Below are 19,589 nucleotides of genomic sequence, written 5' to 3'. Positions count from 1 at the left end.
GGCAGACTGACCCCGTGGACATCCAGTCGGTGCGCAAGGCACCCCTTTTCGCTGCATTGGACGACCAGGCTGCCGAGGCGCTGCTGGAGTCGATGACTCGCACCAAGGTGCCGCGCGGTCAGGAGCTCTTCCACGAGGGCGACCAGGGCGATTCCCTCTATGTGATCACCGAGGGCAAGGTGAAGCTGGGACGCCGCTCCCCCGACGGACGCGAGAACCTCCTGGCGATCCTCGGACTCGGCGAAATGCTGGGCGAACTCTCGCTCTTCGACCCGGGCGCACGCACCGCCACCGCCACCGCAGTGGCCGACACCGAGCTGGTCGGCATCGGTCACCAGGCGATGGCTGACTTCCTGCGGCAGCGCCCCGAGGTCTCGATGACGATGCTGTCGGCCCTGGCCCGGCGCCTGCGCCGCACCAACGAAGCTCTGGGCGATCTGGTCTTCACCGACGTCCCCGGTCGCGTCGCCAAGGCCTTGCTCGACCTCTCGCAGCGTTTCGGTAAGCCGGTCGACGACGGCATCCTCGTCGCCCACGACCTCACCCAGGAGGAACTGGCCCAGCTGGTCGGCGCTTCCCGCGAGACGGTCAACAAGGCCCTGGCCGATTTCTCGGCCCGCGGCTGGATCAAGCTCGAGGCTCGTGCGGTGACGCTGCTCGACATCGAGCGCATGCAGCGCCGCGCCCGCTAAGCCTGCAGATACTCAAGCTGCGCCAGCACGGTCGCCTTCGCGGCCGGCCAGACGGCCTTCGGAACGTCGGCGTAGACCTGCTCGACGACGGCCTGGGCCACATCCGGCGCGGTGTTGGCGCCACCGGCCAGCGCGTCCCGCACCTGCTGCAAGCGCTCACCGCGGTGGCGCCGGTAGAAGTCGATGACGGCGGATGCGTCGAGCGCCGTCGGGCCATGCCCGGGCGCCAGCGTGAGGCCGCCCTCCTGCGCCGCCACGTGCAGGGTGTCGAGCGAGTCGAGGTACTGCGCGAGGTTGCCGTCGGGATAGGCCACGATGCTGGTGCCGCGGCCGAGCACGCTGTCGCCGGTGAGCAGCAGTTGTTCGTCCGCCCACACGAAGGAGACAGAGTCCTTGGTGTGCCCCGGGGTCAGCAACACGTGTAGATCGATGTCTCCCACCGTGATTCGTTCGTCGTGTCGCAGCGCCTCACCGCGACCGGCGCCTCGCACCGCCGAACCGGTGCGCTCGATCCAACGCGGCACGCCCTCGTCGTGGTCGAAGTGCGCGTGCGTGACGAGCGTGAGTTCGACCGTCGCGCCCAGCTTCGCCACGTGCGCCTCGACAGCATCCAGGTGCTCCTCGTCCAGCGGCCCCGGGTCGATGACGACGGCTTGGTCGGTGCTCGGCGAGTGCAGCACCCAGGTGTTGGTGCCGTCCAGGGTCATCGGCCCCGGGTTCGGGCACAGCACGACGGAAGCACGCTCGGTCACCTGACCACCGGTCCACGGCTGATCGCTCATGGCGCCAACCTATCGACCGCGGGGGCGGGTCAGAGCGGGTAGCGGGTGCGCAGCACCACGCGATCACCGTCGAACTCCGGCACCGGCAGCACCGTCATCAGGTGTGACGGGCGGTGCAGCATCGCGGTGGCATCGGGTGCGCGGCGGATGCGTTCGAGCTGGAGCTCGGTGGGCGGCAACATGTGTGCGTCGCCTGCAGCGAGATCGGCGAGCAGCGCCTCCGGCACGATCCAATCGCTGAGGTCGGACTCCGTGGTCTGGTCGTCGGCGTCCTGCCCGGGGGGCATGAGCGCGGCGAAGAACCACGTGTCATACCGCTTGGGTTCGAATTCCGGTGTGACCCAATGGTCTTGCACCTGCAGCAGATCGGTGCGCAGCGTCATGCCGCGTGCTTGCAAGACCTGGGCGAAAGAGAGTTCGCGAGAGAGCAGGGCGGCCCGGTCGGCGTCCCGCTCGGGGTGGTCCTCGGGCCGGACGACGGCGTCGGCGCCGCGGGAGGCGAGCAGCACGCCCGACTCCTCAAAGACCTCACGCGCCGCGGCGACGACCAATGACGTTGCCACCTCGACGGATTCGCCGAGCCGTTCGGCCCATTCCTGTGGCGACGGACCAGCCCACGAGGGCAGGGTATGGGCGTCGCGGTCGTCAACTCCCCCGCCTGGGAAGACCCAGTTGGACGGCGCGAAGGCCATGGTGCGCACGCGGCGCATCATGAACACTTCGATGCCGGCCGCGCCGTCACGCAACAACATGACTGTCGCGGCCCGGCGAGCCGGCACACCGGTGGGCGACCCCGCCCGCAGCCACTGCGCAGCTGTGCTGTCGAGTGTCGCGGGCGGGTGCCACAGTCGTTCGACGATCTGTGGCTGGTCGCTCATTGCGGCCTCAGTCCTGGACGGTGCAGGTGATCTCGACCTCGACCGGGGCGTCCAGCGGCAGCACGGCGACGCCCACGGCCGAGCGCGCGTGCGCACCCTTGTCACCGAACGCCTTGGCCAGCAGTTCGCTGGCGCCGTTGATCACTCCAGGCTGGCCGGTAAACGACGGGTCGGACGCGACGAAACCGACCACCTTGATCACGCGGACGGTGTCGAGGTCGTCCACGATGCTCTTCACTGCGGCGATCGCGTTGAGCGCGCAGGTCTCTGCGTACTTCGCGGCGTCCTCGGCGCTCACCTCGGCACCCACCTTGCCGGTGGCGGGCAGCTTGCCGTCGACGACCGGCAGCTGGCCGGAAGTCATGACGAGGTTGCCGTCGCGGATCACGGGGACGTACGCGGCCACCGGTGCGGCGACCGAGGGAACGGTCAGGCCGAGCTCGGACAGGCGGTCTTCAACTGCAGACATCAGGTTCAGCCCTTCTCACGCTTGAGGTAAGCAACGAGGTTGCCGGTGTCGCCGGTGACGACCTGCACCAGCTCCCAGCCGTCCTCGCCCCACTGGTCGAGGATCTGCTTGGTGGCGTGCACGATGAGCGGCACGGTGGCGTACTCCCACTTGGTCATGGGTTCTTTCCCTTCGGGACGACGATGGTTCCGAGACGATTATCGCGTCGGGTTGAACGGCACGAGTTGGGCGGGCACCTTGCCGGTCACCATCTGCTCGGCGAGCATCTTGCCGGTGAGCGGCCCGAGGGTGATGCCCCACATGCCGTGGCCGCCGTTGACGTAGACACCCGGCACCTTGGTCTCGCCCACCAGCGGCAGACCGTCGACTGTCACCGGACGGCCACCTACCCAGACGTCCTGGATGTCGTCCCAGTCGACCCCGGTCAGGAGGTGCTTGGCGCTGCGCTTGATCGCCTCGACGCGGTCGGCGTTCAGCGGGTCGTCGGTGTCGGCGAATTCCATCGTGCCGCCGACACGCAACCGGTCGCCCAGCGGCGTGCACGCGACGCGCTCGAAGGGGAAGTAGACCGGGCACGGCACCGGACGGTTGGCGGGGTCTTTCACACCGACGGAGAAGCTGTAGCCGCGGCCGGCCCGCAGCGGCACCCGCACTCCGCAGTTCTTGGCCAGCTCAGGCAGCCAGGCGCCGGTGGCGATCACGACGGCGTCGCCGGTGATCGGCTCGCCGCTCATCATCTCGACGGTCACTCCGCCGGGGCCGTGGCGCAGGGCGCGAGCGTTGGAGCCGATGACGAGATTGCCGCCGCGCTCCTGCACTGCACGAGCCAGTGCATCGACGTACTCACCCGGGTTGATGTAGCGCTGGCCGCCCAGACGGATCGCCTTCTCGACATCGGGGCTGACGATCGGGAGTTCGGCTCGAAGGCTGGCGTTGTCGACCTCGGTGGCTTCCAGCTCGAGACCGGCCTCGTGGATGAGGTCGACCTCGTGCTCCAGGCCCTTGGCGTCCTCAGCACGGCGGAACGCCGCCATGATCGGTGCTTCGTGGGCGGTCGCCTGCACGCCGCCGGCCTCGAGCTCGTCGTAGGCGGCGATGGCCAGGCGGTTGACGGGGACGAATTTGTCCATTGTCTTCTTCCACTGCCCCGGGGTGCAGCGACGAGCAAAACCGAGCAGGAAGGAGGCGAGCTTGACGTCCGGCTTCAGCGGGATGAACAGCGGGGAGTCGGGGTCGAGCACGGCCTTGAAGCCGTACTTCAGCACCGAGGGGTCGGACAGCGGCACGCACAGACCCGGCGAGATCCAGCCGGCGTTACCCCACGAGCTTCCGGCAGCGACACCGGAGCGCTCGACCACGGTGACCCGGACGCCGCGCTCCTGCAGGAACCAGGCCGTCGACAGGCCGACCATGCCGGCGCCGATGATCACGACGTGAGGGTTACCGGTGCCGTCCACTGGCCGTAGAGCTGCCGCCATGTATTGAAATACTCCTTCGAGATCGAACAAACCAGTGCGACGCTAGCACCGAGGAGACGTCCGTCACTTCGCGCCCGTTTACCCAGGAGTAACGCGTGGACCAGCCTTTTGACCAGCACGTTCGACCGTCCGATCGCAGTTCGCACTACGGACCACACGATGACCACGTCGTCGAGCACTACGAACGCGCCTCGGCTCCTCGGGTGATCTTCGTGCACGGCGGTTTCTGGAAGCCGAAGTACGACCGCGCACATCTGCGTCCGACGGCGAGCGCCCTCTGGGAAGCCGGTTTCGAGGTGGCGCTCATCGAGTACCGCCGGCCTGTGGAAGCACCCCGCTGGCCCGAGATCGCGGCCGATGTGCGCGCCGCCATCGAGTCCGTGCGCGACGGGCGCCGCACTGTCATCGCCGGCCACTCGGCGGGTGGGCAGTTGGCGGTGTGGGCGCTGCACCAGCCCGAAGGCAGCGACCTGCTGGGGGCGGTGAGCCTGGCTGGTTGCGTCGACCTGGAGCAGGCCCATCAGGACGGCCTCGGCGGCGGCGCGGTGCAGGCCCTCTTCGCCGGCCCTCCGCTTCCGGAGGCCGACCCGGCGGCTCTGGCTCCCCCGCCAGCCCCCGTGGTGCTGGTGCACGGCACGGACGATCCGGACGTTCCGCTCTCCATCTCCCAGCGCTACCGCGACCGGGTGGCGGCTACCGATGCGGCCGATGTGCCCGAACTGCTCGTCGTCGATGGTGGCGATCACTGGGCCCCGGTGCTTCCGGGCACCGAAACCTTCGACGCGGTCGTGGCAATCCTGCGCCGTCTCGCGGGCGGCTGAGCATGGCGCAGAACACTTCCCTCGGGCCCGAAACTGCTTGATACCGCTGAGTAGGGTGGAAACCATGAGCTGGGACGCCACGCGTTTGCACATCGTCACCGGAAAGGGCGGCACCGGTAAGACGACCGTCGCTTCTGCCTTGGCCCTGGCCCTTGCCGAACAAGGCAAGCAGGTGCTGCTTGCCGAGGTGGAGGGCCGACAGGGCATCAGTCAGGCCTTCGACGTGCCGCCGCTGGGCGACGTGGAGACCCGGGTCGCCCGCACCGCGAACGACGGCGCGGTGTGGGGCCTCTCGGTCGATGCCAAGGCGGCGCTGCTGGAGTACCTGCAGATGTACTACAAGCTCGGCATGGCCGGCGGCATGCTCGAACGTTTCGGCGTCATCGACTTCGCCACGACTATCGCCCCGGGCGTGCGTGATGTGTTGCTCATCGGCAAGGTCTACGAAGCCGTGCGCCGCCGCGCGTCCCGGCGCGGGGTGCACCACGACCAGATCTACGACGTGATCGTGCTCGACGCCCCGCCCACCGGCCGCATTGGCCGCTTCCTCAACGTCAACCAGGAGGTCGCCGGGCTGGCCAAGGTCGGCCCGATCAAGAACCAGGCCGAGTCGATCATGACGATGCTGACCGGCGCGGAGACCGCCGTCCACCTGGTGACCCTGCTGGAGGAAATGCCCGTACAGGAAACGCTCGAAGCCGCTGCCGAACTCAGCGAGATCGGTCTTCGCATCGGCGATGTGGTCGTCAACCAGGAGCGCGCGGACGTGCTGCACCGCAACGCCCTCGCCATCCTGCAGGACGAGAACGCCGACCTGTCGGCGCTCGAATCCGACCTGGCTGCAGGCGGATTGCGCGTCGGGCCGACCCTGCTGGGCGGCCTGGTGCAGGCCGGACGCGACCTGGGCGATCGACTCGCGCTGCAGGAGCAGGAACTGCGCGACCTGCAGGCACTCGACCGGCCGATGCGGCACCTGCCCTTCGTCCCCGGCGGCGTGGACGGCGGAGCCCTGCGCCACCTCGCGAGCTACTTCAAGGGAGACCACGCATGAGCGACGCGCTCAACATCGACACCCTGCTGGAGGACACCTCGATCCGTACCATCGTCTGTTGCGGCTCAGGCGGCGTGGGGAAGACGACGACATCGGCATCCATCGCGATTCGTGCCGCCGAGCAGGGACGCCGAGTGGCCGTGCTGACGATCGACCCGGCCAAACGACTCGCGCAGGCGATCGGCCTGGAACACCTCGACAACGAACCACGTGCGGTCGAAGCAATCGACGCCGGCCAGGGCGGCTCGCTCGACGCGATGATGCTCGACATGAAGCGCACCTTCGACGAGGTGGTCATGCGGCACGCGGCGCCGGAGAAGGTGCAGCAAATTCTCGACAACCCCTTCTACCAAGCGGTGTCGAGCTCGTTCGCGGGCACGCAGGAGTACATGGCGATGGAGCGACTCGGGCAACTGCTCGGCGAAGCCGATGACGAGGGCAAACCTCGCTGGGATCTCGTCGTGGTGGACACCCCGCCGTCACGTTCGGCGCTGGACTTCCTCGACGCTCCGCAGCGCCTCGGCACCTTCCTGGACGGGCGGTTCATCCGCCTGATGACGGCGCCCGCCCGCGCCGGTGGCCGCGCCTATCTGAAGCTGATGAGCGTCGGGGTCTCCTCGGTGACCACCGTGATGTCGAAGATCCTTGGGGCACAACTACTTTCAGATGCACAGACCTTCATCGCCGCACTGGAGACGATGTTCGGCGGCTTCCGCGAGCGCGCGGACGAGACCTACTCCTTGCTCAAGGACGCGAGCACCCGGTTCGTCGTGGTGGCGACCCCCGATCGGGACGCCCTGCGCGAGGCGGCGTACTTCGTCGACCGGCTCGAGCAGGACGACATGCCGCTGGCCGGAATGGTCGTCAACCGCGTGCAGATGACCTACGTGCCGTCGGTCAACGCCACCCGGGCCGTCAATGCCGCCGAGGCGGTGGAGGATCTGGCTGACCGCGGGTCCGGCTGGCGCCCCCGCGACACCGCCGCACTGCTGCGACTGCACGCAGAGGTCACCGAACTCGGTTCACGTCATGCCGAGGCGATTGAACGCTTCCGGGTGCTGCACCCGCAGGTGCGCATCGCCCAGGTGGCCGCAGCCGGTCACGATGTCAACGACATCATTGAACTCCGCGAGATCGGCGAGGAACTCACCGCCGGCTGAACAGCGCAGCGGTTGGGCGCAGTGCCTCAGCCGATGCCGTCGGCGCGGGCCGCGCGGAAGATCTGCTCCCAGGAGCGGACGTCCGGGCGGCGGCGCAGCAGAGCGCGGCGCTCGCGCTCGGTCATGCCGCCCCACACGCCGTACTCCGTGCGGTTGTCGAGTGCGTCCGCGAGACACTCGGCAACCACCGGGCAGCGCTGGCAGATCTGCTTCGCCGTCTGCTGGGCTGCGCCCTTGGCGAAGAGGTCATCCGGGGATCCCGACCGGCACTGCGCCTTGGACGCCCAGTTCTCGTCCCACAGCACAACCTCGGGTGCAACAACGCTCACGGGCGCCTCCTCTGCGCGCGGCTGGATGCCACTCCGCCAACGCACCCCCGCAGCCACTGTCGTGGTGCTACGTATCGCTGGAGGACCTGGATTCCAGATCACTTGTTCTACTACACGCGATAATACATACGCCGCAACCACCTGGAAAGAGGCAATTTCCGGTAGCCTCGTGCAACTGCCAAGGCATCGCGGTTCCAGCGGCGTAACCCCCTGCAACGGATCTTTGCCCTGCTCGGCCATTTCGCACACGAGGGTGCACACGTGCGGGGGTTACCCTTGGCCGCATGCGTCAATCCTCCCGCATCACCAATGTCATGTCGCTGCTCGGCGGGTTCGTCGCGGTGGCCATGACGATGGGCGTGCTCGGCGCCTGCTTGGTTCTTCCGGCGGTCGGTGTCGCCGGCCAGGCCACGAACAACGGCATCCGCATGTTCAACCAGATGCCCGGCGACTTCGCGATGAACCCCCTCGCCCAGCAGTCGCGCATTCTCGCTGCCGACGGGTCACTCATCGGCACGCCGTTCAACGAGAACCGCATCGTGGTGCCACTGAGCAAGATCGCCCCGGTGATGCGCAACGCGCAGATCGCGATCGAGGACGAACGCTTCTATGAGCACGGCGGTGTCGACGCCAAGGGTCTGCTGCGCGCGATCAGTTCGAACGTGATGAGCGGTGGCACGCAAGGAGCATCGACGCTCACCCAGCAGTACGTGAAGGTGGCCCTGCAGAACCAAGCGCTCGCCTCGGGCAACAAGGATGCAGCAGCTGGCCAGGTGACCCAGCAGGGCATGCAGGGCTACGTGCGCAAACTCCAGCAGCTGAAGTACGCCGTCAGCCTCGAGCAGAAGTACACCAAGGACCAGATCCTCGACGGCTACCTCAACCTGGTCTATTTCGGTGACCAGCAGTACGGCATCGAGGCCGCCTCCTTGCACTACTTCGGCAAGCACGCCTCGCAACTGGCCTTGCCCGAGGCCGCTCTGCTCGCGGGAGTGGTCAACGCTCCTGGTGTCACCGACCCGGTGAACAACCCCGAGGCTGCGGTCAAGCGGCGCAATCTGGTCCTGACCAAGATGCACCAGCAGGGCATGATCAGCTACGCCGACTACAACTCGGCGTCCAACTCCAAGTTGCAGCTGAAGCTGACGAACGTCAGCAGCAGCTGCGCCAGCTCGCCCTACCCGTACTTCTGTTACTACGTGTACGACTGGCTGCTGGAGCAGCCCGCGCTCGGCGACACCCGCAAGCAGCGGGAGGCCAAGCTCAAGGGTGGCGGCCTGACCATCCAGACCTCGTTCGACCCCAAGATCGCCAAGATCATCGACAAGCAGATCAAGGCGAAGGTGCCGGTCGCCAACCCAGCGGGTGTGCAGGCTGCCGGCATCGTCGTCCAGCCGGGCACCGGTCTGGTCCTGGGCTCTGCGCAGAACACGCAGTACAGCAACACCGGAGCCACCGGTAAGTCGGCGATCAACTACACGACCCCACTCAGCATGGGTGGCGGCCAGGGGTTCACCTTCGGTTCGACCGCAAAGTTCTTCGCGGTCATCGACGCGGTGAAGAACGGCTGGACCTACGACAGCAAAATCGACGTGCCGCCGATGAACGGCGTCGACAAGGTGGGCACCTTCCGCAAGTTCACCAGCAAGGAGTTCCCGGGCGAGTGCGGTCTGGGCGCTGAGACCTGGCGAGTGGGTAACTCCGAGGAGGACGCCGGCTCCGGCCAGCAGTCGCTCGTCGACGTGACCGCGAAGTCGATCAACGTCGCGTTCGCGCAGCTGGTCTCGCAGCTCGGCGCCTGCAATGTGCGCCAGACGATGATCGACTTCGGCCTCAAGGCCGGTGACGGCTCGCCGATCAACAAGACGCCTTCCGGCATCGTCCTGGGTTCGCAGGCCGTGACCGCGCTCGACCTGGCCAACTCCTACGCAACCATCGCCGCCGACGGCAAGCACTGCCAGCCGCGTCCGGTGAAGTCGATCGCCGATGCCAACGGCAAGCCGTTGAAGCTGACCGGCACCGAGTGCAAGCAACTGGTCTCCCCGGACGTTGCCCGCACCGTCACAAAGATCTTCGAGTCGGTGCTCGAACCGGGCGGCACGGCCTCCGATGCCGCCCTGGCGGGCAAGCGTCCGTCAGCCGGCAAAACCGGAACGGTCGACACCTCCACCCAGACGTGGTTCGTCGGCTACACCCCGCAGATGGCCACGGCCGTCTGGGTGGGCCACGCCGACAACGAGAAGCCGTTGAAGAACGTTCGCCTGGCCGGCAAGACCTACCCGGGCTACCTGTACGGCGGAACGCTCGCTGCGCCGCTGTGGAAGTCGATCATGGACGAGGCCCTCAAGGGTCAGCCGGTGAAGCAGTTCGGTGAGCCCTCGGACGCGGCCATGAAGGGCGAGCAGGTGCGGGTGCCGAATGTCGTCGGCCAGAGCCCCGACAATGCCCGGACGCTGCTCGAGGCCGCTGGTTTCGAGGTGAAGCAGGGCGATGCCCAGGATTCGCGGATGTTCGCCGGTCGCATCATGGGCACCTCACCCCGCGTCGGCACCAAGGCCCCGAAGGGGTCGACCGTGACGATCTTCCCCAGCACCGGACGGGCCGCACGCGCTGCGGCGGCGGCGCCACGGGTCGCCGCGCCGCCGGTGGTGAAACGCACCGCCGCAACGACCAAGGCGCCCAAGCCGAGTGCGACCCCGTCTTCCACGTCGGCGCCCAAGCCGTCGTCGAGCTCGAAGCCGCCGGCAACGCCGAAGGCCACCAAGCCGAACAACCCGTCGTCGACGAAGAACAACTGACGCAGCTCGTGCCCGGCGGTCGATCCACCGTGGCACTTCGCCGACGCTCGGGCGTGAGCCTGTTCCCCTGCGGTTGAGTTGGCCTCCTGACCGGTGGTTGAGCCGCGCACCACCGCTGGTTGAGCCGGGCCGAGGAACGAGGCCCGCGTCGAAACCCGCCGAAACCGACAGATCACGCAGCGTCGGAACGGTCTTCGCGGCGAGCGATCAGCTGAGCGCGCGCTTCACTGCGGCGGCCACCTTGCCGCCGTCCGCACGTCCGGCGATCTTGGGCTGGAGCAACTGCATGACCTTGCCCATGCCGCCCATGTTGGTGGCTCCTGATTCGACGACGGCCTCGGCGACCATCTGGTCGAGATCGGCGTCGCTCAGCTGCGCGGGGAGGTACTTCTCCAGCACGACGAGTTCGGCGCGCTCCTGGTCAGCCAGCTCCTGGCGTCCGGCTCCGTCGTACGCCTCGGCAGCCTCGCGACGCTTCTTGGCTTCCTTGGTGACGACCTTGAGCGCCTCGTCGTCGGTGAGTTCCTTGGCGGTGTCGCCAGCGACCTCGGCCGTCTTGATCGCGGCGAGCGTCATGCGCAGCGTGCCGGAGGCCACCTGGTCGCGCGCCTTCATGGCGTCCTTCAGGTCGGACTGCAGCGTTTCCTTGAGCGTCATGGTTCCAGTCTCCCACCCGCCGCAACCGGTTTCTGCGCGCCGACCGCGTCGTTCGATACGGCCAGCTTGTCGTGCGACGATGACGAGATGCATCCGCTGACCCGTTCTGCTCTCACCCTCGGTGGCCTCGGGGTCGCGACTCTCGGGTACGCCTCGCTCATCGAACGCAACTGGTACGCCCTGCGTCAGGTGCAGGTGCCGGTGTTGCCTGCGGGCGCGCGTCCGGTGCGGGTGTTGCAGGTGACCGACCTCCACCTCGTGCCGCGCCAGGAGCGCCGCATCCAGTGGGTGAGCGATTTGGCGAGCCTCTCCCCCGACTTCGTCCTGAACACCGGTGACAACTGCTCCGATCCGGACGCCGTGCCCGCCGTGCTGCGCGCGATGGAGACCCTGATGCAGTTTCCCGGAGCATTCGTGCTCGGCTCCAACGACTACTTCGCGCCGGCCAAGCGCAATCCGTTCCGCTACTTCGATGGTTCGCACAAACAGGGCGCCGACCTCGGCGTACCCACGCTGCCGTGGCAGGACATGGTGCGCGGCTTCGAGAGCGGCGGCTGGACGAATCTCACCCAGGTGCGCACGCGACTTCCGCTGGGCGAACTCGATGTCGAGTTCGTCGGGGTCGACGACCCACACCTCGCCTACGACGACTACGCGGCAGTGGCCGCGCCGGCCGCTGCGGACGCCGACCTCACCGTTGGCGTGGTGCACGCGCCGTACCTTCGCGTGCTCGACGCGATGACCGCCGACGGCGCCTCGCTAGTGATCGCCGGCCACACCCACGGCGGTCAAGTGTGTCTGCCGGGCTACGGCGCGCTCGTCACCAACTGCGACCTAGGGACGCGCCGCGCCAAGGGGCTCTCGCGTTGGTGGGCCGGTGCCGACAACGCACCTTCGTCCCAAGCCTCGGACGACGCCGCCTGGTTGCACGTCTCGGCGGGCCTCGGGCACAACAAGTACAACCCGGTGCGCTTCGCCTGCCGCCCGGAGGCAACACTGATGACGCTGGTGTCAGCTTCGGCGTGACTCGCTGAGTCTCGGTCGGATTCCGTTGTCTCCCAATCGAATCTGCGCTTGGTCGAGCAGCCGCGGCCACCCGAGCCCGCTCGCTCAATCTCCCACTCGGGCCCGATTGGGAGATTGAGAAACTTGCCGGTAAAGTGCTCACTTGCTGCGTGCGGTACCGCCAAAAGCGAGAACGCACGCAGGCCACGGGGTGTGGCGCAGCTTGGTAGCGCGCTTCGTTCGGGACGAAGAGGCCGCAGGTTCAAATCCTGTCACCCCGACCAGCAAGAAAACCGGCTCTGACCTGCGGAAACGCTAGGTCCGAGCCGGTTTGTTTGTTTACAGGATCCGGCCGAGGTCGAGTTCGGTGCAGCTCAGCACAGGCACGCGCGTGGTGAACGACGGCCTTGACGTGGATTTGCCTTCGCGATAGGCCGCGGCGGCCGCGCCCGCCGCGGTATTTTCCGCCGGCTTGTCGGGTTGGAAATCACCGTAGTTTGCCGCCTCGAGCCGGTACGCCTGAATCGGCCCTATGTCGAAACGAATCGTCCCGGCAACGACACCACCATCTACGTGGGACGGCTCAACAACCGCGTTGCTCGGCGAATGGCTCGTAGTCACCAACACGGTGTATCCGTCCTCAGGTAAATCCAGCGGATACCTCGTCTTGATCTCAAGGACGTCGACGCCACCGACCGTCTTCCGGTGTGCCGACTTAACCTGCACTGGTCTGCCGTCGGCGTCGGTTTGGTCGATACCTTTCCGGTGGAGTCCGTGATGGGTTCCTCCGAGGACCAGCAAGGCAATGATCTCTGCCGAGAAGCCTGAAGGAAGTGCAATCGGGGTGTTACCAGAGCCAGCCATGGCGCGACATTACCGGCCCGCACTGTGAACCGCCGGTACCCTGGCGAACACCATGAAAGCGCATCTAGGGGACGACGCTCGGCTCGCTGCCGAGGCACGGGCGCGGACGTTGATCGATCGCCAGCTGGGCGACGCGGGATGGGTCGTCCAGGACAAGAAGGCGCTCAACTTGTTCGCCGCGCAGGGCGTCGCTTGCCGCGAGGTCACGATGAAGACCGGGCACGGTCGCGCGGACTACCTGCTGTACGTCGACCAGCGCGTCGTCGGAGTTATCGAGGCGAAGCCGCAGGGCACGACGCTCAGCGGCGTGGAGTGGCAATCGGCGATGTACGCCGAGGGTCTGCCGGCCGACGTGCGACTCAAGGCCCTGACGCGCGACGGGCGGCTGCCCTTCGTGTTCGAGGCGAGCGGCACCGAGACACACTTCACCAACGGGTACGACCCGGACCCGCGTGCTCGGCAACTGTTCGGCTTCCCGCAGCCGGAGACCCTGGCGCGCATCGTCCGCGACGCCGAGGCCGACCCGGACGCGCCCACGTGGCGTGCGAAAATGCGTGACCTGCCCGCGCTCGACACATCCGCGCTGCGACCCGCGCAGATCACCGCGATCACCGGCGTCGAGCAGTCACTGGCCGCGCAGCACTTCGACCGGTCCCTGGTGCAGATGGCGACCGGCGCCGGCAAGACGTACACCGCGGTCACGCTCGCCTACCGGCTGTTGAAGTACGGCGGGTTCAAGCGGATCCTGTTCCTGGTCGACCGCAACAACCTCGCCGACCAGACAGCCGGCGAGTTCAGCAACTACCGAATGCCAGGCGACGGGCGCAGCTTCACCGACGTCTACGCCGTCGACAAGCTCACCCGCGCCGGCATGCTCGCCAGCAGCAACGTCGTGATCTCCACCATCCAACGCGTCTACAAGGCGCTACAGGGCGACGAGGTGACCGCCGAAGACGACCCTGGCCTGGACGATTTCGTCCCCGACTCCCCCGTCACCGTCGCCTACAGCCCGCAACTGCCGCCGGAGACGTTCGACCTGGTCGTCGTCGACGAAGCGCACCGGTCGATCTACGGCGTATGGCGCGGCGTGCTGGAGTACTTCGACGCGCACGTCGTCGGGCTGACCGCGACCCCGGGCAAACAGACGTTCGCGTTTTTCCGGCAGAACCTGGTCTCGGAGTACACCTACCCGCAGTCGGTCGCCGACCGGGTGAACGTCGACTTCGACGTGTACCGGATCCGTACGGAGATCTCCGAGCGCGGCGGCCTGATCGAGGCAACAACCGTCGTGCCGAAGGTCGATCGGCGCACTCGCAAGCAACGGCTCGAGGCGCTGGAGGAAGACCTCGAATACACGAGCAAGCAACTCGACCGAGCGGTGACCGCCAAGTCGCAGATCCGGCTGGTGCTCGAGACGTTCAGCGAACGGCTCTTCACCGAAATCTTCCCCGGCCGGTCGACCGTGACGAAGACTCTGATCTTCGCCAAGGACGACGCCCACGCCGAGGAGATCGTCACCACGGTGCGCGAGGTCTTCGGCAAGGGCAACGACTTCGCCGCCAAGATCACCTACAACGCCAAAGACCCCAAGGGCCAGTTGCAGGCGTTCCGCACATCGCCGAGCCTGCGCATCGCCGTCACCGTCGACATGATCGCCACCGGCACCGACGTGAAGCCCCTGGAATGCGTGTTCTTCATGCGTGACGTGCGGTCGGCGCAGTACTTCGAGCAGATGAAGGGACGCGGCGCCCGCACCATCGCGCCGGCCGACTTCCAATCGGTCACACCGGACGCGTCGGGCAAGACCCGATTCGTCATCGTCGACGCAGTCGGAGTGACGGAGCACGACTTCGCCGACCCGCCCCTGAACCGCGAGAAGGGCGTCTCACTCAAGAAGCTGCTCGACAAGGCGGCCACGCTATCCCTCACCGAGGATGAAACCGCAACTCTCGCGTCTCGACTGGCCAAGCTCGAACTCGACCTCACCCCGGCCGAGCGGGAGGAACTCGACGACGTCGCCGGCGTGCCCGTACGCGACATCGTGCGTGGACTCGTCGACGCGGTCGACCCGGACACCCAGGCCGAGGCTGCCGCCGGACAATCAGATCCGGAGTCCGCGATCCAGCGTCTCCTCGACGATGCGACGCGACCGCTCGCCGCCAACCCCGAACTCCGCGGCCGCATCCTCGAACTGCGCGCCACCCACGACCGAGTGATCGACGAGGTCAACGCCGACACACTCCTGTCCGCCGGCGGTGTCGTCGACACCAACCGCGCGCGGTCAGTCGTCGAGTCGTGGCAGGCCTACCTCGAACAGCACCGCGACGAGATCACCGCCATCCAACTGCTCGGCGAAGCCCGCGAACGACGAATCGACTTCGCCGACATCCAGGAGCTTGCCGACCGCATCAGCCGACCCCCGCACAACTGGACGACGGACTTCATCTGGGCGGCGTACGAAACCATCGACGTCGGCCGTGTCCGCCACAGCGACCGGCACACCCTCACCGACCTGGTGTCATTGCTGCGCTATACCGTCGGCGTCGATGACGAACTCGTTCCGTACGCCGACCGCGTGCGCGAGCGGTACGCCGCTTGGCTCGCCCAACAGCACCAGTCGGGCGTGAATTTCACTGAGACACAAAGGTGGTGGCTGGACCGGATGGTCGAAGTGATCGCGAACTCCGCTGGCATCACCGCGGAAGATCTCGACGAAGCGCCCTTCACCGAACGCGGCGGTGTGGACGGTGCCTTGCGTGACCTCGGCGACGAAGCTGCCGACCTGCTGGAGAACCTCAACGCGGAGCTCACGGCGTGAGTGGACCGCGGTGGCCAACTGTGCGGCTGACAGACGTTGTCGATGTGCTTGACGCTCGCCGCGTGCCCGTCAAAGCGTCCGAGCGTGCCGCCCGCGGCGGCCGCGTGCCCTACTACGGAGCTACGGGCCAGGCTGGCTCGATCGATAGTGCCATCTTCGACGAACCTCTCGTTCTGCTCGGGGAAGATGGCGTGCCGTTCTTCGATCCGTACAAGCCGAAGGCCTACCTTGTCGACGGCCCCGCCTGGGTGAATAACCATGCGCATGTCCTCAGAGCAAGAGCTCCTGTAGACCGACGGTTCCTGAAGCACTACCTCGACTGGTTCGACTATCGCGGCTACGCAAACGGGACCACGCGGCTGAAGCTCACCCAATCGGCTATGAAGCGCATGCCCGTGTTGTTGCCCGAACCAGCAGAGCAACGGCAGATCGTCGAGATCCTCGAAGACCACCTCTCCCGCCTCGACGCAGCAGCGGATTATGCGTCCGCTGCGCGCCGCCGACTTCGAGCGATGCAGAAGGCCACGCTTCTCGAGTTGATCCCCGACCGAGCCAACTACCCGAGCGAATGGCGTACCGCGACCGTGGCTGAGGCCGGCAAAGTTGAGCTCGGCCGCCAACGGCACCCCGATTGGCACACCGGCCCCAACATGCAACCTTACCTTCGCGTCGCGAACGTTTTCGAGGATCGAATCGATACGGCCGACGTCAAGGAGATGCACTGGGACGGCGACGCCTTTGAGCGTTTCCGCCTTCACCCAGGCGATGTTCTCCTGAACGAAGGTCAGACACCCGATCTTCTTGGCCGACCGGCGCTCTATCGTGGCGAACCGCCCAACGTGGCGTTCACCAACTCGTTGATCCGGTTCAAGGCGAGCCCCGACGTTCTGCCCGAGTTCGCGCTGCTCGTCTTCCGCCGCCACATGCACGCAGGCCGGTTCACGCGCGAGAGTCGAATCACAACCAACATTGCCCACCTCTCTGCCGCTCGTCTTAAGCCGATCGAGTTCCCCATCCCTTCGCTGGAGGCCCAGACGGCGATCGTCCAGGATGCGTCAACCCGGCTGGCAGACATTGCGCGTCTGGAAGGGACGATCTCAAGCCAGACAGCGCGTGCCCACAACCTTCGCCGAGCAGTGCTCGCAGCAGCCTTCAGCGGCAAGCTCACTGGCCGCCGCTCCGACGACGAGGTCGTCGAGGAACTGGCGGGGGCTCTGGCGTGAACGGCAAACAAGTGAAGCTGTTCCTCGTCGACGGCACCCCGGGTGGGCTCACGACGGCCGAGATCACCAATTGGACCGGCCACGTCCTCTCTGCACGCCGCTCCGACCTGGCCGACCTGCTCCGGCGCGAGGAAGCGGAGCGCACCGGCGTTTACCTCCTGCTCGGTGAGGACGAATCCGCTGTCGGCGACACCCGCTGCTATGTCGGTGAGGCCGACGTCGTTGCCGCCCGGCTGCGCAGCCACGCCAAGGACAAGCCGTTCTGGAACCAGGTTGTGGTGATCACCTCGAAGGACACCAACCTGACGAAGTCGCACGGCAGGTATCTGGAGTCGCGGCTGATCGAGCTCGCAACCCAGGCCGGAAGGGTCACCCTCGAGAACGGCACTGCCCCTCCGACGCCGCGCCTGCCGGAGGCGGACGCGTCCGACATGGAGTACTTCCTCGGTCAGCTGCAGATCGTCCTACCCGTGTTGGGAGTGAACGCGATCCGGGTTCGCTCGGCGCGACCCGACGCTGCGCAGTCAGCACCGAGCCAGTCGCCGATCTTCGCCTTGCGGAACGCCCGTCAGGGCGTTGACGCATCAGCTCAGCAGGTCGACGGCGAGTTCATCATGCTGAGCGGCTCCGTCGTCGTGCCCGAGTGGCACGGAGTCGGCAAGGCGGCCAGCACGCAGAAGGCGTATGCCAGTTACCGCGCCCAGCACGAAGGGCTTCTGGCGGACGGATCGATCGTCGTGGAGAACCGACTCGGGCGTGTGACACGCGACATCGTCTTCTCCTCGCCGTCGACTGCCGGCGCGATCGCTCTCGGCCGCTCCTGCAACGGCCGCGTCGAATGGGTGTCGGCCGAGGGGTCCTTCGGGGCCTGGGAAAGCCGTGGAGTCGAGTGAGTGCCAATGCGCGCACCTCGCTTGTCTTCAAGAGGCGCCCAGACGCGAGTGCCAGTTCTGGCGGCGACGGAGCGTCGCCGCCACCTTCCGCCAAACGCAACGAGGAACACGATGACTGACTCACGCCGCTTGGTCGACAAGCTCTGGTCCTACTGCGATGTGCTGCGCGACGACGGTGTCGGTGTCATCGAGTACACCGAGCAGCTGACGTACCTGCTGTTCTTGAAGATGGCGCACGAACGAGCGACGCGGAAGCTGGCGCCGGAGCGGATCGTGCCTGAGGAGTACTCGTGGCAGAAGCTACTGGACGCTCAGGGCGACAAACTCGAGTTCGAGTACACCCGCATCCTCGTCGGCCTCGCCCGCGAGGACGGGGTCATCGGCACGATCTTCCGTAAGGCGCAGAACCGCATCCAGGACCCGGCGAAGCTGCGCCAGCTCGTCGTCGACCTGATCGACAAGGAGAACTGGTCGCAGTCCGGCACCGACATCAAGGGCGACGCCTACGAAGAACTGCTGTCCAAGGGTGCATCGGACAAGGGGTCCGGTGCTGGCCAGTACTTCACACCCCGCGCCCTGATCCAGGCGATAGTTGACGTCATCCAGCCCACCGTCGCCGACACGGTCGTCGACCCCGCCTGTGGCACTGGCGGCTTCCTTCTCGTCGCACACGAGCACGCCGCCCGCGGCGCCGAGTCGATGACACCGACCCAGCGTGCCCACCTGCGCGATAGCTTCGCCTCGGGATACGAACTGGTCGACGGCACAGCGCGATTGGCCGCGATGAACCTCTTACTCCACGGTATGGGCGCCTCGAACGGTGACTCGCTCATCGAAGTACGCGACTCGCTCATCGCCGACCCGGGCCGGCGATGGTCCGTGGTGCTCTCGAACCCGCCGTTCGGTCGGAAGTCGTCGCTGACGATGGTCGGCGCCGACGGCCGCGAGGTCAGGGAAGACCGCGAGATCGAGCGGCAGGACTTCGTTGCGACGACGAGCAACAAGCAGCTCAACTTCGTCCAGCACATCGCGACGATCCTCGATACCAACGGACGCGCCGCCGTCGTGCTGCCCGACAACGTGCTCTTCGAAGGCGGCGCCGGCGAGACGATCCGTCGCAAGCTGCTGGCTGACTTCGACCTGCACACGATGCTGCGCCTGCCGACCGGGATCTTTTACGCCCAGGGCGTGAAGGCGAACGTGCTGTTCTTCGACAAGAAGGTCGCCCGCCCCGGGCAGCCGTGGACCGAGCGACTGTGGGTCTACGACCTGCGCACCAACAAGCACTTCACGCTGAAGCAGAACCCGCTGCGACGGGCCGACCTGGACGAGTTCGTTGCGGCGTACACAGCAACCGAGCGTGTCGAGTCCGAGCGCTGGAAACCGTTCACGTATGACGAGGTCGTCGCGCGCGACAAGGCGAACCTCGACATCACCTGGCTCAAGGACGACTCCCTCGAAGACCTCGACAACCTGCCTTCCCCCGACGTCATCGCCCGCGAGATCGTCGAAGACCTCACCGCCGCTCTTGCTGAGTTCGAAGCAGTAGCAACGGCTCTGGAAGAGCAACTGCGCAGCTAGCGGTCCTTGTCTGCAGCGAGCTCGCGTATCCAATCGGGCACGGGCTGCCCGCTCTTAGCGCTGGCCGCGATGTACACGCGCGCCGCGGCG

The 19,589-nt window shown here is 66.8% G+C and carries 18 protein-coding genes and 1 tRNA gene; 11 read left to right on the top strand and 8 right to left on the bottom strand.

From position 1 onward, the window contains the following. Positions 1-14: 14 nt before the first annotated feature. Entirely contained in the window at positions 15-692 is a 678-nt protein-coding gene (locus J5M86_RS01890; RefSeq protein ID WP_305847085.1) for a Crp/Fnr family transcriptional regulator, read from the top strand. Here the strand turns inward: J5M86_RS01890 and J5M86_RS01885 are convergent. From J5M86_RS01885 to J5M86_RS01865, 5 genes are read right to left on the bottom strand one after another with little or no spacing between them, the layout of a single operon-like run. Then, positions 689-1,474 carry an MBL fold metallo-hydrolase gene (locus tag J5M86_RS01885; protein WP_188059764.1) on the bottom strand — a complete coding sequence of 262 codons (786 nt, stop codon included), beginning with the start codon at positions 1,472-1,474 and terminating at the stop codon, positions 689-691. The two genes, J5M86_RS01890 and J5M86_RS01885, sit on opposite strands and share 4 nt — an antisense overlap. Before the next feature lie 29 nt (positions 1,475-1,503). Further along, complete coding sequence (locus J5M86_RS01880) at positions 1,504-2,352, bottom strand: NUDIX domain-containing protein (RefSeq protein WP_188059765.1); 849 nt, start codon at positions 2,350-2,352, stop codon at positions 1,504-1,506. A gap of 7 nt (positions 2,353-2,359) precedes the next feature. Next, on the bottom strand, positions 2,360-2,821 hold the full coding sequence (locus tag J5M86_RS01875) for a RidA family protein (protein WP_188059766.1): 462 nt from the start codon (positions 2,819-2,821) through the stop codon (positions 2,360-2,362). A gap of 5 nt (positions 2,822-2,826) precedes the next feature. After that, positions 2,827-2,979: a DUF4177 domain-containing protein gene (locus tag J5M86_RS01870; RefSeq protein WP_188059767.1), complete on the bottom strand. Its 153-nt coding sequence runs from the start codon at positions 2,977-2,979 to the stop codon at positions 2,827-2,829. 39 nt (positions 2,980-3,018) lie between these two features. Continuing rightward, positions 3,019-4,299: an FAD-binding oxidoreductase gene (locus J5M86_RS01865; protein WP_188059768.1), complete on the bottom strand. Its 1,281-nt coding sequence runs from the start codon at positions 4,297-4,299 to the stop codon at positions 3,019-3,021. Positions 4,300-4,394: 95 nt separating this feature from the next. On the opposite strand from J5M86_RS01865, the gene J5M86_RS01860 reads away from it, so the two are divergent. The 3 genes from J5M86_RS01860 (at position 4,395) to J5M86_RS01850 (ending at position 7,331) form a co-directional block, all read left to right on the top strand. Next, positions 4,395-5,120 (top strand): alpha/beta hydrolase, encoded by a 726-nt coding sequence (locus J5M86_RS01860; RefSeq protein WP_188059769.1) that lies wholly within the window; start codon positions 4,395-4,397, stop codon positions 5,118-5,120. A 64-nt stretch (positions 5,121-5,184) separates the two neighbouring features. After that, the gene (locus J5M86_RS01855; RefSeq protein ID WP_188059770.1) at positions 5,185-6,171 is read left to right on the top strand and encodes an ArsA-related P-loop ATPase; all 987 of its coding nucleotides are present in this window, start codon (positions 5,185-5,187) and stop codon (positions 6,169-6,171) included. Then, positions 6,168-7,331, top strand: a complete 1,164-nt coding sequence (locus tag J5M86_RS01850; RefSeq protein WP_188059771.1) for an ArsA family ATPase — start codon at positions 6,168-6,170, stop codon at positions 7,329-7,331. Before J5M86_RS01855 ends, J5M86_RS01850 begins: the two co-directional genes overlap by 4 nt. A gap of 26 nt (positions 7,332-7,357) precedes the next feature. On the opposite strand, the gene J5M86_RS15355 is transcribed toward J5M86_RS01850, so the two are convergent. Next, positions 7,358-7,636, bottom strand: coding sequence for a WhiB family transcriptional regulator (locus J5M86_RS15355; protein WP_370587322.1), 279 nt, complete (start codon positions 7,634-7,636; stop codon positions 7,358-7,360). Positions 7,637-7,944: 308 nt separating this feature from the next. On the opposite strand from J5M86_RS15355, the gene J5M86_RS01840 reads away from it, so the two are divergent. Then, positions 7,945-10,458: a penicillin-binding protein gene (locus J5M86_RS01840; protein ID WP_188059773.1), complete on the top strand. Its 2,514-nt coding sequence runs from the start codon at positions 7,945-7,947 to the stop codon at positions 10,456-10,458. A 207-nt stretch (positions 10,459-10,665) separates the two neighbouring features. Here the strand turns inward: J5M86_RS01840 and J5M86_RS01835 are convergent, their stop codons facing one another. Further along, entirely contained in the window at positions 10,666-11,115 is a 450-nt protein-coding gene (locus tag J5M86_RS01835) for a GatB/YqeY domain-containing protein (RefSeq protein ID WP_188059774.1), read from the bottom strand. Positions 11,116-11,202: 87 nt separating this feature from the next. Between J5M86_RS01835 and J5M86_RS01830 the strand changes: the two genes are divergently transcribed. Further along, positions 11,203-12,141, top strand: coding sequence for a metallophosphoesterase (locus tag J5M86_RS01830; protein WP_188059775.1), 939 nt, complete (start codon positions 11,203-11,205; stop codon positions 12,139-12,141). A 186-nt stretch (positions 12,142-12,327) separates the two neighbouring features. Further along, positions 12,328-12,404: transfer RNA gene (locus tag J5M86_RS01825), tRNA-Pro, on the top strand. A 55-nt stretch (positions 12,405-12,459) separates the two neighbouring features. Here the strand turns inward: J5M86_RS01825 and J5M86_RS01820 are convergent. Then, the gene (locus tag J5M86_RS01820; protein WP_188059776.1) at positions 12,460-12,984 is read right to left on the bottom strand and encodes a hypothetical protein; all 525 of its coding nucleotides are present in this window, start codon (positions 12,982-12,984) and stop codon (positions 12,460-12,462) included. Positions 12,985-13,036: 52 nt separating this feature from the next. Here J5M86_RS01820 and J5M86_RS01815 point away from each other — a divergent pair, with 52 nt between their 5' ends. From J5M86_RS01815 to J5M86_RS01800, 4 genes are all read left to right on the top strand, one after another. Then, positions 13,037-15,802, top strand: coding sequence for a type I restriction-modification enzyme R subunit C-terminal domain-containing protein (locus tag J5M86_RS01815; RefSeq protein ID WP_188059777.1), 2,766 nt, complete (start codon positions 13,037-13,039; stop codon positions 15,800-15,802). Then, entirely contained in the window at positions 15,799-17,025 is a 1,227-nt protein-coding gene (locus J5M86_RS01810; protein ID WP_371811234.1) for a restriction endonuclease subunit S, read from the top strand. The genes J5M86_RS01815 and J5M86_RS01810 overlap by 4 nt, the downstream gene beginning before the upstream one ends. Next, positions 17,022-17,918 (top strand): GIY-YIG nuclease family protein, encoded by an 897-nt coding sequence (locus tag J5M86_RS01805; protein WP_188059779.1) that lies wholly within the window; start codon positions 17,022-17,024, stop codon positions 17,916-17,918. The genes J5M86_RS01810 and J5M86_RS01805 overlap by 4 nt, the downstream gene beginning before the upstream one ends. Before the next feature lie 111 nt (positions 17,919-18,029). Further along, the gene (locus tag J5M86_RS01800) at positions 18,030-19,499 is read left to right on the top strand and encodes a class I SAM-dependent DNA methyltransferase (RefSeq protein ID WP_188059780.1); all 1,470 of its coding nucleotides are present in this window, start codon (positions 18,030-18,032) and stop codon (positions 19,497-19,499) included. Positions 19,500-19,589: the final 90 nt, after the last annotated feature.

Source organism: Yimella sp. cx-51, assembly GCF_017654605.1.
Lineage (GTDB): Bacteria > Actinomycetota > Actinomycetes > Actinomycetales > Dermatophilaceae > Yimella.
Note: the sequence above shows the minus strand (reverse complement) of the source record. Positions and strands in the feature narration are given on the sequence as shown.

Excerpts from the sequence above, each read along its gene's own strand:
- J5M86_RS01885 (WP_188059764.1), bottom strand. The coding sequence starts at position 1,474 with ATGAGCGATCAGCCGTGGACCGGTGGTCAGGTGACCGAGCGTGCTTCC.
- J5M86_RS01880 (WP_188059765.1), bottom strand. The coding sequence starts at position 2,352 with ATGAGCGACCAGCCACAGATCGTCGAACGACTGTGGCACCCGCCCGCG.
- J5M86_RS01875 (WP_188059766.1), bottom strand. The coding sequence starts at position 2,821 with ATGTCTGCAGTTGAAGACCGCCTGTCCGAGCTCGGCCTGACCGTTCCC.
- J5M86_RS01870 (WP_188059767.1), bottom strand. The coding sequence starts at position 2,979 with ATGACCAAGTGGGAGTACGCCACCGTGCCGCTCATCGTGCACGCCACC.
- J5M86_RS01865 (WP_188059768.1), bottom strand. The coding sequence starts at position 4,299 with ATGGCGGCAGCTCTACGGCCAGTGGACGGCACCGGTAACCCTCACGTC.
- J5M86_RS01855 (WP_188059770.1), top strand. The coding sequence starts at position 5,185 with ATGAGCTGGGACGCCACGCGTTTGCACATCGTCACCGGAAAGGGCGGC.
- J5M86_RS01850 (WP_188059771.1), top strand. The coding sequence starts at position 6,168 with ATGAGCGACGCGCTCAACATCGACACCCTGCTGGAGGACACCTCGATC.
- J5M86_RS01840 (WP_188059773.1), top strand. The coding sequence starts at position 7,945 with ATGCGTCAATCCTCCCGCATCACCAATGTCATGTCGCTGCTCGGCGGG.
- J5M86_RS01835 (WP_188059774.1), bottom strand. The coding sequence starts at position 11,115 with ATGACGCTCAAGGAAACGCTGCAGTCCGACCTGAAGGACGCCATGAAG.
- J5M86_RS01830 (WP_188059775.1), top strand. The coding sequence starts at position 11,203 with ATGCATCCGCTGACCCGTTCTGCTCTCACCCTCGGTGGCCTCGGGGTC.
- J5M86_RS01820 (WP_188059776.1), bottom strand. The coding sequence starts at position 12,984 with ATGGCTGGCTCTGGTAACACCCCGATTGCACTTCCTTCAGGCTTCTCG.
- J5M86_RS01815 (WP_188059777.1), top strand. The coding sequence starts at position 13,037 with ATGAAAGCGCATCTAGGGGACGACGCTCGGCTCGCTGCCGAGGCACGG.
- J5M86_RS01800 (WP_188059780.1), top strand. The coding sequence starts at position 18,030 with ATGACTGACTCACGCCGCTTGGTCGACAAGCTCTGGTCCTACTGCGAT.